Raw genomic sequence first — 13,730 nt, 5'->3', positions numbered from 1 at the left:
GTTTTTCTTGTGAGACCGTTATCTTTTATCGAATAAGAAAAAAATAATAAAAAGTGTTGACAAAAAGTATTTTGGTCTATACAATTAAACCGTTAACATATTTGTTTCATGTGACTAGATCATACTAGGCATGGAAAGATGTCGTAGATAAGGAGACTTATTACGGGATTTTTCCATGCTTTTTTCTTTCGTTGGCAATCCTAGGGTCTAATAGGAGTAGTGGTCGGTTCATGAATCTTAATTCTGCAGAAGAGGATTGTTATTATGAAAATCAAAAAGATTTTTAACCAAAACGCGGTCTTAGTCGATGACGACGGTCAAGAAAAAGTCGCGATTGGCAAAGGCGTTGGGTTCGATAAAAAGCGCAATGATCTGATTTTTCATCGAGAAATCGAGCGGATGTTCGTTATGGAGCCGGAAGGTCAAATGAAACTGCAAAGTCTGCTGAATCAAATCGATGAAAAATTTCTTTTTGCCGCAGAGCATATCATTGATCATGCGGAAACTGTTTTGATGGAAAAATTGAATGAACATGTTTTGATTGCTTTGACAGATCACATCGCTTTTGCCGCTGAAAATATCCGTAATGGAATCGTGATCCGCAACAAACTGCTGCGGGAGATCGAGGTACTATACAGTGATGAGTTCAGCATCGCTCAATGGGCGGTGGATTATTTAAACAAAGAGTTGGCGATTCCTTATACCTATGATGAAGCCGGTTATATTGCGATTCACATCCATAGTGGTCGCAGTGGACAAACCAGCAATCATCGCAGCATTCGGGAAGTCACTATCGTTTCAGAAATCATTCAATTGATTGAAAGAGAATTAGCAATCGATATTCATTCGGAACAAATGGCGTTGAATTATTCTCGGTTGGCCAATCATTTGCGCTTACTGCTACAACGCTATCATAACCAACAATATGCCGTTTTAGACGAGGAAATCGTTGAAATGGTCAAGCGGAAATATCCGGAGAGCTATGCGGTAGCGAAAAAAATCCGGGTATTACTGACAAAACAATACCAAATGTCCACGACAAGCGAAGAGCTTGGCTATTTAGTCATTCATATCGAACGCTTGCGGGGCGCAAAAGACTAGGAGAGAAAAAGATGAAAGCTTATATGCAACGGATGGGACGTTCCCTAATGTTACCAGTAGCAACCTTGCCAGTAGCTGCTTTGTTCATGGGAATTGGTTATTGGATCGACCCAAGCGGTTGGGGCGGTAATAATATTTTGGCGGCCTTCTTGATCAAAGCCGGGGGCACAATTTTAGACAACTTAGGAATTTTATTTGCAGTTGGGTTAGCTTTAGGTATGTCAAAAGACAAAGATGGTGCTTCTGCATTAGCTGGTTTAGTTGCTTTCTTAACACCAATTACGCTAGTAAACAGTGCATCTGTTGCTTTATTTACTAAAGTAGATGTTGAAAAAGTCAATGTTGCTTTTGGCGCAATCAACAATAAAAATGTATTTATCGGTATTTTAGCCGGTTTGGTCGCAGCTGCAATGTACAACCGTTTCAGCGGAGTAAAACTGCCAATGGCGCTGTCTTTCTTCAGCGGAAAACGTGCAGTACCGATCGTAACCGCCGGATTAATGGCAATTATTTCTGCATTATTGATTTTTGTTTGGCCACCGGTTTATACAGCCTTGGTAAGCTTTGGTGAAATGATTTCCGGTATGGGTGCTTTGGGTGCCGGCTTATACGGATTCTTCAACCGTTTGTTGATTCCAACTGGCTTACACCATGCCTTGAATAATGTTTTCTGGTTCAACTTGGCAGGAATCGATGATATCGGTAAATTCTGGGCGAGTGAAGGTGTGAAGGGTGTTACCGGAATGTACCAAGCTGGTTTCTTCCCAGTAATGATGTTTGGTTTACCAGCCGGAGCATTGGCAATTTACCAATGTGCCCGTCCTGAAAAGAAAAAAGTAACAGCTTCATTGATGTTGGCAGCAGCATTTGCTTCCTTCTTCACCGGTGTTACTGAACCATTAGAATTTTCATTTATGTTTGTTGCATGGCCATTATATGTTGTTCATGCGGTGTTGACAGGGATTTCGATGTTTGTTGCGGCAGCCTTCCATTGGACCGCCGGCTTCAACTTTAGTGCCGGTTTCATTGACTTCTTCTTGAGTTTACGGGTACCAATTGCAAACCAACCATTAATGTTATTGGTTCTAGGTTTAATCATGGCCGTAGTTTACTATTTCACTTTTATGTTTGTTATTAAAAAATTCAATTTGATGACACCAGGACGTGAAGTTGGTAATGGCGAAGCTGAAACAGACGTGGATGGATTTGTCGCTGCAGGAGATGATAAATTTGCTGCTTTAGCAAATCAAATCTACAATGCATTAGGCGGCGCAGCTAATGTTACTTCGATTGACAACTGTACAACTCGTTTGCGCTTGCAAGTCAACGATACATCAACTGTTGATCAAGGAAAAATCAAAGCGACCGGTGTACCGGGAGTCAAAGTTATCGATGACAAAAACATCCAAGTTATCGTGGGAACGGAAGTACAATTTGTTGCGGATGAAATGAGTAAACTTCATGGGGGAGCAGCACGAAGCGTTGAAAAACCAGTTGTTGCCATGACACAAACTGAAACTGTTGTGACAGGACCACAAACCCAAGATGTTTTTGCAGTAGCAAAAGGACAAGTCGTTGCCATCACGGAAGTTGCCGATGATGTCTTTTCACAAAAAATGATGGGAGACGGGTTTGCTGTTCTGCCAACAAGTGGCGAAATTTTTGCACCAGTTGCCGGCACAATCATGAACATTTTCCCAACGAAACATGCGGTGGGAATCAAAACGGATTCCGGCATTGAAGTTCTGCTACACATGGGTATCGACACGGTTAACTTGAAGGGGGCACCATTTACTCTTTATGTTGAAGAAGGACAACGTGTTGCTCGTGGACAATTAATCGCCTTGGTAGATTTAGCAGCATTACAAGCAGCTAACAAAAAATCAGATATGATTGTTGTCTTTACCAATGCTGAAAAAGTGGACACGTTAACCGTTGAAGCTGGCAAATCAGTAGAGGCAAATGATGTTATTGGTCGTGTGAAGAGTAAATAAAAAATAGTGAGACAAAACAGCTCGTGCATTTCGGAAATTCACCGAAGTGCACGAGCTGTTTTTTTGAAATCATCCCCGCAAATCATCCAGAAATTCGGTTTTTGCGACGGTTTTTTCGTCTTTCATTTTAATGATTCGAGCGGGGGAGCCGGCAACGACTGCACCAGCAGGAACATCTTCTGTGACAACGGAACCGGCTGCGACAACGGCATCTTTGCCTACTCGAACACCTTCAAGAACGACGGCGTTCGCCCCGACAAGCACGTTGTCTTCAATCACGACAGGACTTGCAGAAGGTGGTTCAAGAACGCCGGCTAATACTGCACCGGCACCAATATGAGCTTTTTTACCTACAGTTGCACGAGCGCCTAAAATAGCCCCCATGTCGATCATCGTTTCTTCGCCAACGACTGCACCAATATTGATTACCGCACCCATCATGACAACGGCATTTTTGCCAATGACTGCTTGATCGCGAATGAAGGCACCGGGCTCGATACGGGCATCCACACTAGTCAGATCCAGTAAAGGAATCGCAGAATTGCGGCGATCATTTTCTAAATGAGAAAATTTGATTTTTTCTTGATGCTCTGCCAAAAATGTTTGAATCGGTTCTGCATCGCCAATAGCCAGCCAAAATTCTTCACTGCCGAACAATTTGACATGTTCACTTGTGACGGTGGACAGATCACCTTGAATGTAGGCTTTGACCGGAGTTTCTTTGGTCGCATTTTTAATGTATTTTGCTAATTCATACGGATTGGAAAATTGAAGTTCAGACATAAGTTACCTCGTTTCTTTCGTTTCTAGTAAATCAGCCATGCTGTAAAGCCCGGCTGGTTGTTGCAGTAAAAAGGCGGCGGCTTTCAAAGCACCGTTTGCAAAAATATCCCGAGATAAAGCAGTGTGGGTCAGTGTAATGATTTCATCAGAACCGGCATAAAGAACAGTGTGTTCACCGGGAATCGTTCCCCCTCTGACAGCGTGAATGCCCATTTCATTTAAAGCATTTTCGTTCTCATTACCAGAACGACCAAAAATATAGTTCTTCTTTTCCTCCAGCGTTTCATTGATACTGTCTGCTAAAAGCAAGGCAGTTCCACTAGGGGCATCTTTTTTCTGGTTATGATGTTTTTCAATGATTTCAATATTAAAATCAGCTGCTAATGATGGGGTGATGGCTTGCAGGGCTTTGATCAGGACGTTGATTCCCAAAGACATATTGGCGGAATAAAAAACGGGAATAACTTGAGCAGCAACCGCCAACATGGTTTTTGTTTCTTCTGATAGACCAGTTGTTGCTACCACTACTGGCCAATTACGTGTGACACAAACGTTTAGTAATTCCGGAACAACACTGTAATGGGAAAAATCAATCACAAGATCAATCGTTTCTTTGACTTCTGCTGGAGATTGATAAACAGGAAAAGCCCCCGTGCCATTTGCTTGACGATCGATACCGGCAACGACTTCTAAATCCGGCTGTTGGGCAATCAACTGCTGCAACACCTGACCCATGCGTCCATTACTGCCGCTTAATAAAATTTTCTTCATGGTAACCTCCTTTTTTGTTTCGCTTTTTTGCGGGACGTTTTTCTAACGAAAAATAAATTGGTTGGGTTATAAAAGACCGTAGGCAGTCATTTCACGTTGTAGCGCGGTTAAGGTGCTTTCTTCTGGTTTATCCAGCGGCAAGCGATAGGTCATGTCGCATTTTCCTAATAAAGAGACTGCGGCTTTGATAGGAACAGGATTGACTTCACTAAAAATCACATTAATCAGTGGTTTTTGCGCCAATTGGATGTTGCGGGCAGTTTTGAGATCGCCAGCGAAAAAGCTACGAACCAATGTTGCTGTTTCTTGTGGGGCAATGTTGCCAATAGTAGAAATCACACCCGATCCACCCACTGATAAGATTGGCAGGACTTGATCGTCGTTGCCGGAATAAAGAGCAAAGTCCTCATCTACCAAGCGGGCAATTTCAACGATTTGTGAAATGTCTCCGCTGGCTTCTTTGATTCCTTTGACATTTGGAATTTTTTTCAATTCTGCCACGGTATCCGGTGTTAAGTTCATGCCGGTACGAGAAGCAACAGAATATAAGATGACTGGCAGCGAAACTGCACCACAGATTGCTTGATAATGGGTAATCAGACTTTTTTTCGTTGCTTTATTATAATAAGGAGTAACGACGAGAAGGGCATCTGCGCCCACCCGTTCCGCTTCTTTTGATAAATGAATCCCGTGTTGGGTATTATTTGATCCGGTGCCACCAATCACAGGAATTCTTCCCGCTGCTTGTTTGACGACGGCTTCAATGACAGCGATGTGTTCTTCGTCATCCAGTGTCGAAGCTTCTCCTGTCGTACCGCAAGCGATGATTGCGTTGGAGCCCTTTTCGATATGCCACTCCACTAATGCTTTCAGCTTATCAAAGTTCACCTTTCCATCTTCATTCATGGGTGTGACCAACGCCACGCCAGAGCCTTCAAAAATTGCCACTTTCGACACATCCTCTCATTTTATCTTTCTTTTCAAGAATCCAACGCCAATCGGAAAAATTATCTGAAATTTTTTTTTATTCAAATTATTATTGGATTATTGGAATTATATACTATAATGTAAAAAAATATCAATGGTTATCCCTGAACAAACGAGTTTAATTTTGAGAGAAGGACTGAACGAGATGATTATTCAACCAGAAATCCAAGCATTGTTACCGGACGTGACTGCGTTTCGCCGAGAACTGCATCAAATTCCAGAATTAGGATTGCAAGAATTTCAAACGATCGCCTATTTAAAAAAACAATTGGCCTCTTTTGGCATTCAAGAGATTCACCAAGTGTTGGATACGGCATTAGTAGTAGTATTTGAAGGAGAGCTTCCCGGAAAAACGATTGCTTTTCGGACGGATATTGATGCGTTGCCGGTTACAGAGGAAACCGGTGCTTCCTTTGCATCAAAAATTCCTGGTCGGATGCATGCCTGCGGACACGATGGGCACATGGCGACCATGTTAGGGTTCGCCAAATATTTAGCAGAACATCCGGAAGTTATCCAAGGAAAAATCCTGTTGCTCTTTCAACCGGCAGAAGAAGGTCCGGGGGGCGCACAGTTAGTGATTGATGCAGGTGTTTTAACGAAATATGGCGTGGATGAAATTGTGGGACTGCATCTTTTTCCGGAATTTGATGAAGGAAGGATTGCTTGTCGAAAAGGCGGCATGATGGCCCGCAATGGAGAAGTGACCTTAACGATTACGGGGCAAAGTGCACACGGGGCTCAGCCGCAACAAGGAGCAGATGCGATTTTAGCTGCCGCTGCCGTGATCCAAGGCGTGCATTCGATTATTTCCCGCAACCTCAGCCCGCTGGATTCTGCTGTGCTGACATTTGGGGATATTCAAGGAGGAGAAGCCATGAATATTATTGCCGGAAAAGTCGTGATCCACGGAACAATGCGGGCATTTAGCGACACCGTTTACGATACGATGGTGGAACGAATCACGCGTTTGACGACAGAAATTGCACAAGGCTACGGCTGTCGCGGGGAAGTTTTTTTCAATCATATGTACCGAGTAGTTGACAATAATCCGCAAATGGTTGAAAATCTAGAGAAAATCGCTGGGGATAGTTATGTGGAATCACCGCCTTATCTGTTGGCGGAGGATTTTTCGATGTATCAGCAGGAAATTCCGGGGTTGTTTTTCTTTGTCGGTACTCGTAATGAAGAAAAAGGTTACACGTATCCACTCCACAGCGGCAAAATGCAGTTTGATGAAAAAAATCTGTTGGGGGGCATTCAATGTTACCTCCAGTTAATCGAGGCGTTAAACAACTAGGAAGCAACGAAGGAGCGAAAAAATGAAAGCAACGAAAAAGAATCATTTATATTGGGATGGCTGCGACACGGTCGCCTTAGCAGAGAAATACGGAACGCCGCTTTATGTCTTTTCTGAGACGGAAATCGTGGCGCAATGTCGTGCCCTACATGAAGAATTTTTGGATCGTTACCCAAAGACACGGGCAGCCTATGCCAGTAAAGCTTTTTCTACTTTAGCGATGGTGAAGATTATCCAGCGGGAAGGGTTGTCGTTAGACGTCGTGAGCGGCGGCGAATTAGTTACAGCGATTCAAGCAGATTTTCCTGCTGAAAGAATTGAATTTAACGGAAACAACAAGTCGGTGGAAGAATTAGAGATGGCTGTGGACTATGGCGTTGGACGAATCATTGTTGATAGTTTGCAGGAAGTTGCTTTGCTGCGGGAAATCTGTCGTACTAAAGAAAAAAAAGCGAAAATTCTCTTTCGTATCACACCGGAAGTCAAGGTGGATACCCATGCATTTATTTCGACGGGGCAAAAAGATTCAAAATTCGGAATTCCTTTGGATGAAGGCATTTTATTTCCCCAAATTCAAGAAGCAATCGAAGCACCGGAAATCGAATTTTACGGGTTTCATTTTCATGTGGGTAGCCAGTTGTCGGATAACCGGGCACATTTGGCAGCAGCAAAGGTTTCGTTGCAATTGATGCTTGAGGTGCATGAACGATTTGATTATGTCATCAAGGAATTGAATTACGGCGGCGGTTTTGGGGTGCGTTACACGGAGCAGGATGTGCGGATGCCCTACAGCTATTTCTTGACACCGTTAATGGATTTGACGGAGGAATTTTGTGAAACCCAGAATCTTCCTCGCCCAGAAATCGTTATCGAACCCGGGCGCAGTATCGTTGCTGAAGCAGGGATTACGTTGCACAAAATCGGCAGTATCAAAGAGTTACCAGGCATTCGCAAATATGTCAGCATTGATGGCGGTATGACCGATAATATTCGTCCAGGATTGTACCAAGCAACTTATACAGGAGTAGTGGCAAATAAAGCGGATGAACCAGCAACTCAAACTGTGACGATTTCTGGAAAAGCCTGTGAAAGTACCGATATATTAATCAAGGATCTGGAAATTCCTGATGTTTCTGCTGGTGATCTTTTTGCAACCTTTACTACAGGAGCCTATGGGTATTCTATGGCCAGCAATTACAATAAATTGCCGATTCCACCGGTAGTTTTGGTAAAAGACGGGGAGTCGCAACTGATTGTTAAAGGACAAAGCTACCAGCAATTACTGGAAAACGAGCAGCCTTATCAAGCATTTGGAGGTAGAGTAGATGAAAATTCCCTTTAATAAAATGCAAGGTGCAGGCAATGATTTTATTGTCATCAATAACCAAGAACTGGGTTTATCCGGCGAAGAGCTGTCAACCTTAGCAAAACAAATCTGCCAGCGAAAACGTTCCGTTGGCAGTGATGCGTTGATGGCTCTAGATACCCCGCAAGCCGAGGGTGATTTTCGGATGCGGTTTTATAATGCAGACGGCACGGAAGCCGAAATGTGCGGCAATGGGGCACGCTGTATCGCCCGATATGCCTATGAAAAGGGACTAGCAACGGATACAATGACGATCGAAACGGTGGCAGGAGATGTAAAAGCTTGGCGTTTGGATGCCCGTCGTTACAAAGTTCAACTTAACGAACCTACCCATACTCATTTTGATTGGGATTTCTCAGACGATTTGGATAAAACCGTGACTCAAGTGGATTATGTTGAGTTAGGGGACCCGGCGATTCCTCATTTAGTGATCCATTATCCAGCACTTGCAGAAAAAAACTTGGCTGACTTGCAAGATCTAGCAAAAAAATTGCGTTTTTGGGAAAAGTTACCAAAAGGTGCCAATGTGAATTTTTATGATTTCATGGAAAATGGCGATGTCTTGGTGCGTACTTTTGAACGTGGCGTGGAGGATTTTACCTTAGCTTGCGGTACAGGTTCCGGCTCAGTGGCCTACGCTCTGACTGAAAAAAAATTGACACCGCAAAATCCGGTTGTGATCCAAGTTTTAGGTGGTACACTGGAAGTAGAGGTAAAGGATCGTGAACTTTATTTGATGGGAGATACCAATATTATCATTGAAGGCTTGATTACGGATGAAGATTTACCGCAGCAATAGGTAGATTTTCTACTTCACCGGAAGTAAAAACAGCTGAGGAGCAAAAAATTTATGGAAGCAATTATTTTTGATATGGATGGTGTACTGATCGATTCAGAGTACAGTTATTTCGAGGCGAAGGATGGTGTATTGGCGGCAGCCGGAAAATCGGTGCCCAGCAGTTACCATGGCAAATTTATGGGAACATCGTATCTGTATACTTGGGAGACAATGAAACAAGAACTCGATTTACCAAAGCCGGCAGAAGCATATGTGGCAGAAATGATCCAACGACGACAAGAAATCATTGATCGTGATGGGATTCGCCCAATCAAAGGAGCCATAGAACTGGTGCAACGCTTGGCCGAAGAACAACAGGTTTTGGCAGTGGCTTCTTCTTCTCCATTAACTGAAATCGAACGTTCTTTGCGAACCATTGGAATCTATGATCATTTCAAGGTCATTACCAGCGGCGAAGAGGTGACTCATTCCAAACCTGCACCGGATGTTTATCTTTTGGCAGCGAAACGATTGGGTGTAGATCCCGCAGCCTGTGTTGCATTGGAAGATTCTCCCAACGGCAGCCAAGCGGTCAAAAATGCCAACATGATGTGTGTTGGTTTTGCCAATCCAGACTACCCAAAACTGACTTTAGCTTCAGATTGGGTAGTGGACAGCTATGATTTTTTGACGGCGACAACTTTGACAGAGAAATTTTCTGAATATCAAGCAAAAAATTGATTTTTCTTGACAGCTATCAATTTTTTTCCGTGGCTTTGGTCCTATACTAGAGCCATAGAAAAGAAAGAGGGAATTTCTCATGGAAAAAGTAATTATTCAATTAGACGCATTGACTTGCCCATCATGTATGCAAAAAATCGAAAGTGCAGTCGGACACCAAGCAGGTGTTGAAAAGGTCAAGGTTTTGTTCAATGCCGGTAAAGTAAAAGCCGAAATCGACAGCAGCCAAATCAGTGCCGACACCGTAGTCAAAGTTATTGAAGACCTTGGTTATGAAGTGAAAGGAACGAAGGTTAAAGAACTCGTCTAAGCGTTCCAGTTGACGAAAGGGTATACTTGCGGTTAGATAAAGGTAGGAAAAAAGTAAGGAAAAGAGACGATAAGCGAAATGACTCATGAGCATATTTGTGTGACGCTGGTTCCATTATTCAATCATTTGGATCTTGAGGAACAAAGAAAAATCAATCAGTTGGTCACTCATCAAGTTTTTGAAAAAGGGGAACAAATTGTTACTCCTGAGGGCGATCCGCAGCTTGTGATTGTTGCTCGTGGGAATATGAAGGTCTATCAGCTTTCACCTGCCGGACGAGAACAACTGTTACGGGTAGTAGAACCCGGCGGCTACGAAGGAGAAAGCCAACTGTTTGGTGCGCAAAATGATACACTCTTTGGTGAAGCTCTACAACAAACGGAGGTCTGTGTTTTGAAGCATCAGGATTTCCAACAATTATTGTTGCGTTATCCCCAACTCAGCTTACGATTGCTAGAAATCAATGCGGAAAAAATGACTAAGGTTGAGCAGCAAACACAATTTCTGATGATGGAAAAAGTCGAAGAACGTTTAGCGACCTATCTCTTAGATTTGTATAAAGTCAGTGGCGAAGCGAATGTCACTATTCCGATGAAAATGAAGGAATTAGCCGCTTTTCTGGGAACGACGCCGGAAACCCTTTCCCGCAAGTTAAAATTGTTAGAAGACCACCAACTGATTCAACGCAAAGGCAGCCACATCACACTGCTGGATTTGGACGGGTTGGAGGATATGTAAAAAAGACCAAAAAGCGGATTCGCTTTTTGGTCTTTTAGCATTTTGTAGGCTATTCTTTTTCAGAAACTTCTGCATGCTTCGGTTGTGCAGGAGCGGCTGGGGTTGCTTCTTTTACTGCGGCAACCAGTTCTTGGTTTCCAGCCCGGTTTGCCATTGTGTCGTTGATTAGTGACACGAGGTCGAGTCCGGTGGTTTCTTTGATGGTATCAAAAGTACGCGCTAAACCGGCTTCTCCCATTTCAGGTAATCCGTCACCACTGCCAAAGCTGACCACCTTGTCGATGTTGCTTAATGGTGCATTGACTTCTTTGGCGATTGCAGGCAAGACTTTGATGAATTCCATCAAAATACCGGCTTCGTTCAGTTTGGTCAAGGCGATAGCCATTTTTTCTTTGCTGTCGGCTTCGGCTTGCCCGACTTTTGCAATCCGTTCAGCGTCGGCTGCACCAAGTTTGGCGATTCGTTCTGCTTCGGCATTAGCAGCCAATTTGATTTTCTCTGCATCAGCTTCTGCTTGTGCGATTTCTTTTGCTTTTTCAGCTAAGGCATTTTGTTCCACCACGTACTTGTCGGCTTCGGCTTGTTTCCGCAAGGTTGCGGTTAGTTGTTTCTCAGTTAATTCGGCTTGTTTTTCTTGGATTTCAATATTTTTATCTTGTTCGATCAAGTTGATCTTCATTTTTTCACCAACGGCAATCTGTTCAGCTTGCGCGTCAGCAACTTCTTGTTCCTGCTTGTATTGGGCTTGTTTTAACGCCATGTCTTTGTTGGCTTCGGCGATTTCGGTTTGGCGACGAATTTCTTCGTGTTTTGCCAACTGTTCGTTTTCTGCCTGTTTGATTCGGGTTTCCCGTAACGCATTTGATTCAGCAACTTCGGCATTTTTCTTCACTTCAGCAATTTGCGGACGTCCTAAAGCGTCCAGATAGCCATTGGTGTCGCTAACGTCTTTGATAGTGAAGGAAACAATTTCCAATCCCATTTTCTTCAAATCGGTGGAAGCGACATTTTGAACTTGTTCAGCAAAGTCGTCGCGATTTTTGTAAATTGCTTCAACCGTCATCGTTCCCAAAATTGCCCGCAAGTGACCTTCCAAAACTTCTTTTGCTTCATCTTCTAATTCTTCCGTTGATTTACCAAGGTATTGCTCAGCGGCAGTTTTGATGGATTCGTTGCTATTGCCGACTTTTACCAAAACGGTGGCGCTGGCTTTGATTGGAACACCTTGTTCTGTATAAACTTCCGGGGTGCCAATTTCTAATTTATGGGTCAGCAAGCTCAATTTATGGGCCTTTTGAACGATGGGGATAACGAAAGTCCCGCTGTTTTTCAAAATCTTGATGCCTTCTTTACCTAAAAATGATCCGGTAACGATTAAGGCTTCATCGGGTTTTCCGATGCGGTAGCGAATCATTAGAAAAGCGATCAAAGCAAGTACGGCGATTACGATCCAAAAAATTGGATTTGCAAGTAAATCTGTCATTTTTCCACTCCCTGTTCTATAAAGTTTTCATTTTTCACAACTAAAGCGATTCCTTCTCGATCAAAGTCGATGATGAGTACCTTTGTTCCAACTGGTAATAGGAGATTTTCTTGGATGTCCTTTTCCCGAAATAAACGGGCAGGATGGATTGAACGAGCAGAGCCGCTGCCGGTTTCCATGACTTCCCCAAGAGCGTCACCGTGGATTTTTTCTGTCAATTCTCCTAATACATAGTCGTCTTCGATTAAAACATTGCTTTTGTTGCGATCTGTCAGCCGATTGTACAGCATCATGAAAGGGGTCAAAAGCAGACTGAAAACGGCAAATAGTACAGCCAATACCAGTAGGATCAAAAGAAACCATGCTACACCAGTGACGAAGGGGGGTAGCTGGTTGAGCGACTCGATCAGCTGACGTAACGGATTCATCCCATTTTCCTCACCTTCTTTGAAAAGTTGTTAGGTTTATCATAAGCGAAGTAGGTAGCGTATTCAAGGAAAGTGTGTAACAGAATTGTAATTATTCGAAAACGCATTTTTTTGTGTATTCAGTAAAAAAAGACGAAAAGTATTAATTAAAAATTTTTCCGGCTCTTTTCACAAAATATTCAAAGGTTTAATGGTAAAATAAAGACAAAAGAAATAGGAGGATGGAACCATGTACGGTTATGGAATGGGACTGAGTTTTTTTGACCCGACATTTATTTTAGTCATTATTGGATTGGTGATCTCAATGGCGGCTTCGGCATATGTCAATCACACCTTCCGAAAATTTGATGAGGTACGTAGCAGAAACAATGTAACTGGTACGCAAGCCGCACAATTCATCTTGCAAAGTCAGGGGATCACAGATGTTGGGGTCCAAGGTATTTCCGGCGATTTAACGGATAACTATAATTCGAAAACGAAACTATTAAGTCTATCACAGGCAACGGCACAATCGACTTCGGTTGCGGCAATCGGTGTAGCAGCCCATGAATGTGGGCACGCTGTTCAGGATGCGAAGGGATATTTTCCGTTACGGCTACGGGCAGCCATCGTTCCGGTGGCGAATTTGGGCTCTTCGTTGGCATTACCAATTATCCTCATCGGCGTTTTGCTGCGGGGACAATTTTTAATCAACTTAGGTCTGATTGCATTTTCATTGGCGTTGCTTTTTCAGTTAGTCACTTTGCCGGTAGAATTTGATGCCTCAAGACGGGCATTAAAGATCTTAGGGGATGGTGGACTGTTGACAGCAGAAGAAGTTCCGATGGCGCGCAAAGTGTTGATAGCGGCGGCATTGACCTATGTGGCAGCAGCCATTAGTACTTTCTTGCAATTGTTACGGTTGGTCCTGCTGTTTGGCGGAAACAATCGGCGAGATTAAGCAAAGAATA

General features: G+C 43.3%; 14 protein-coding genes. 9 read left to right on the top strand and 5 right to left on the bottom strand.

Annotated elements, in window-relative coordinates; all coding sequences use genetic code 11:
- The first annotated feature begins 264 nt into the window (after positions 1-264).
- On the top strand, positions 265-1,101 hold the full coding sequence (locus tag BN1875_RS07380; protein ID WP_048604220.1) for a PRD domain-containing protein: 837 nt from the start codon (positions 265-267) through the stop codon (positions 1,099-1,101).
- A gap of 11 nt (positions 1,102-1,112) precedes the next feature.
- The gene (gene nagE / locus BN1875_RS07375) at positions 1,113-3,095 is read left to right on the top strand and encodes an N-acetylglucosamine-specific PTS transporter subunit IIBC (RefSeq protein WP_048604219.1); all 1,983 of its coding nucleotides are present in this window, start codon (positions 1,113-1,115) and stop codon (positions 3,093-3,095) included.
- 69 nt (positions 3,096-3,164) lie between these two features.
- On the opposite strand, the gene dapD is transcribed toward nagE, so the two are convergent.
- The 3 genes from dapD to dapA form a co-directional block, all read right to left on the bottom strand.
- Positions 3,165-3,878, bottom strand: coding sequence for a 2,3,4,5-tetrahydropyridine-2,6-dicarboxylate N-acetyltransferase (gene dapD / locus BN1875_RS07370; RefSeq protein ID WP_048604218.1), 714 nt, complete (start codon positions 3,876-3,878; stop codon positions 3,165-3,167).
- Positions 3,879-3,881: 3 nt separating this feature from the next.
- A complete protein-coding gene (gene dapB / locus BN1875_RS07365; RefSeq protein WP_048604217.1) occupies positions 3,882-4,649 on the bottom strand; it encodes a 4-hydroxy-tetrahydrodipicolinate reductase in 768 nt (255 codons plus the stop codon).
- Positions 4,650-4,715: 66 nt separating this feature from the next.
- Positions 4,716-5,597 (bottom strand): 4-hydroxy-tetrahydrodipicolinate synthase, encoded by an 882-nt coding sequence (gene dapA / locus BN1875_RS07360; RefSeq protein ID WP_048604216.1) that lies wholly within the window; start codon positions 5,595-5,597, stop codon positions 4,716-4,718.
- Between the two features lie 184 nt (positions 5,598-5,781).
- Here dapA and BN1875_RS07355 point away from each other — a divergent pair, with 184 nt between their 5' ends.
- The 6 genes from BN1875_RS07355 to BN1875_RS07330 all read left to right on the top strand — a co-directional run bounded on the left by BN1875_RS07355 (position 5,782) and on the right by BN1875_RS07330 (position 10,869).
- On the top strand, positions 5,782-6,936 hold the full coding sequence (locus BN1875_RS07355) for a M20 metallopeptidase family protein (RefSeq protein WP_048604215.1): 1,155 nt from the start codon (positions 5,782-5,784) through the stop codon (positions 6,934-6,936).
- A 22-nt stretch (positions 6,937-6,958) separates the two neighbouring features.
- Positions 6,959-8,278, top strand: coding sequence for a diaminopimelate decarboxylase (lysA, locus tag BN1875_RS07350; protein ID WP_048604214.1), 1,320 nt, complete (start codon positions 6,959-6,961; stop codon positions 8,276-8,278).
- Positions 8,262-9,101, top strand: coding sequence for a diaminopimelate epimerase (gene dapF, locus BN1875_RS07345; RefSeq protein WP_048604213.1), 840 nt, complete (start codon positions 8,262-8,264; stop codon positions 9,099-9,101). The genes lysA and dapF overlap by 17 nt, the downstream gene beginning before the upstream one ends.
- A gap of 51 nt (positions 9,102-9,152) precedes the next feature.
- A complete protein-coding gene (locus tag BN1875_RS07340; protein WP_048604212.1) occupies positions 9,153-9,821 on the top strand; it encodes an HAD family hydrolase in 669 nt (222 codons plus the stop codon).
- A 79-nt stretch (positions 9,822-9,900) separates the two neighbouring features.
- Positions 9,901-10,131, top strand: a complete 231-nt coding sequence (locus BN1875_RS07335; RefSeq protein ID WP_048604211.1) for a heavy-metal-associated domain-containing protein — start codon at positions 9,901-9,903, stop codon at positions 10,129-10,131.
- Positions 10,132-10,209: 78 nt separating this feature from the next.
- Complete coding sequence (locus BN1875_RS07330) at positions 10,210-10,869, top strand: Crp/Fnr family transcriptional regulator (protein WP_048604210.1); 660 nt, start codon at positions 10,210-10,212, stop codon at positions 10,867-10,869.
- 49 nt (positions 10,870-10,918) lie between these two features.
- Here BN1875_RS07330 and BN1875_RS07325 read toward each other — a convergent pair whose 3' ends face one another.
- The gene (locus tag BN1875_RS07325; RefSeq protein WP_048604209.1) at positions 10,919-12,352 is read right to left on the bottom strand and encodes a flotillin family protein; all 1,434 of its coding nucleotides are present in this window, start codon (positions 12,350-12,352) and stop codon (positions 10,919-10,921) included.
- Positions 12,349-12,780: a hypothetical protein gene (locus BN1875_RS07320; RefSeq protein WP_048604208.1), complete on the bottom strand. Its 432-nt coding sequence runs from the start codon at positions 12,778-12,780 to the stop codon at positions 12,349-12,351. Before BN1875_RS07320 ends, BN1875_RS07325 begins: the two co-directional genes overlap by 4 nt.
- 229 nt (positions 12,781-13,009) lie before the next feature.
- Here BN1875_RS07320 and BN1875_RS07315 point away from each other — a divergent pair, with 229 nt between their 5' ends.
- Complete coding sequence (locus tag BN1875_RS07315) at positions 13,010-13,720, top strand: zinc metallopeptidase (protein WP_048604207.1); 711 nt, start codon at positions 13,010-13,012, stop codon at positions 13,718-13,720.
- Positions 13,721-13,730 lie beyond the last annotated feature (10 nt).

This window comes from Enterococcus massiliensis, from assembly GCF_001050095.1.
GTDB lineage: Bacteria > Bacillota > Bacilli > Lactobacillales > Enterococcaceae > Enterococcus_C > Enterococcus_C songbeiensis.
This window is presented reverse-complemented; position numbering and strand designations above follow the sequence as displayed.

Excerpts from the sequence above, each read along its gene's own strand:
- BN1875_RS07380 (WP_048604220.1), top strand. The coding sequence starts at position 265 with ATGAAAATCAAAAAGATTTTTAACCAAAACGCGGTCTTAGTCGATGAC.
- nagE (WP_048604219.1), top strand. The coding sequence starts at position 1,113 with ATGAAAGCTTATATGCAACGGATGGGACGTTCCCTAATGTTACCAGTA.
- dapD (WP_048604218.1), bottom strand. The coding sequence starts at position 3,878 with ATGTCTGAACTTCAATTTTCCAATCCGTATGAATTAGCAAAATACATT.
- dapB (WP_048604217.1), bottom strand. The coding sequence starts at position 4,649 with ATGAAGAAAATTTTATTAAGCGGCAGTAATGGACGCATGGGTCAGGTG.
- BN1875_RS07355 (WP_048604215.1), top strand. The coding sequence starts at position 5,782 with ATGATTATTCAACCAGAAATCCAAGCATTGTTACCGGACGTGACTGCG.
- lysA (WP_048604214.1), top strand. The coding sequence starts at position 6,959 with ATGAAAGCAACGAAAAAGAATCATTTATATTGGGATGGCTGCGACACG.
- dapF (WP_048604213.1), top strand. The coding sequence starts at position 8,262 with ATGAAAATTCCCTTTAATAAAATGCAAGGTGCAGGCAATGATTTTATT.
- BN1875_RS07340 (WP_048604212.1), top strand. The coding sequence starts at position 9,153 with ATGGAAGCAATTATTTTTGATATGGATGGTGTACTGATCGATTCAGAG.
- BN1875_RS07335 (WP_048604211.1), top strand. The coding sequence starts at position 9,901 with ATGGAAAAAGTAATTATTCAATTAGACGCATTGACTTGCCCATCATGT.
- BN1875_RS07330 (WP_048604210.1), top strand. The coding sequence starts at position 10,210 with ATGACTCATGAGCATATTTGTGTGACGCTGGTTCCATTATTCAATCAT.
- BN1875_RS07325 (WP_048604209.1), bottom strand. The coding sequence starts at position 12,352 with ATGACAGATTTACTTGCAAATCCAATTTTTTGGATCGTAATCGCCGTA.
- BN1875_RS07320 (WP_048604208.1), bottom strand. The coding sequence starts at position 12,780 with ATGAATCCGTTACGTCAGCTGATCGAGTCGCTCAACCAGCTACCCCCC.
- BN1875_RS07315 (WP_048604207.1), top strand. The coding sequence starts at position 13,010 with ATGTACGGTTATGGAATGGGACTGAGTTTTTTTGACCCGACATTTATT.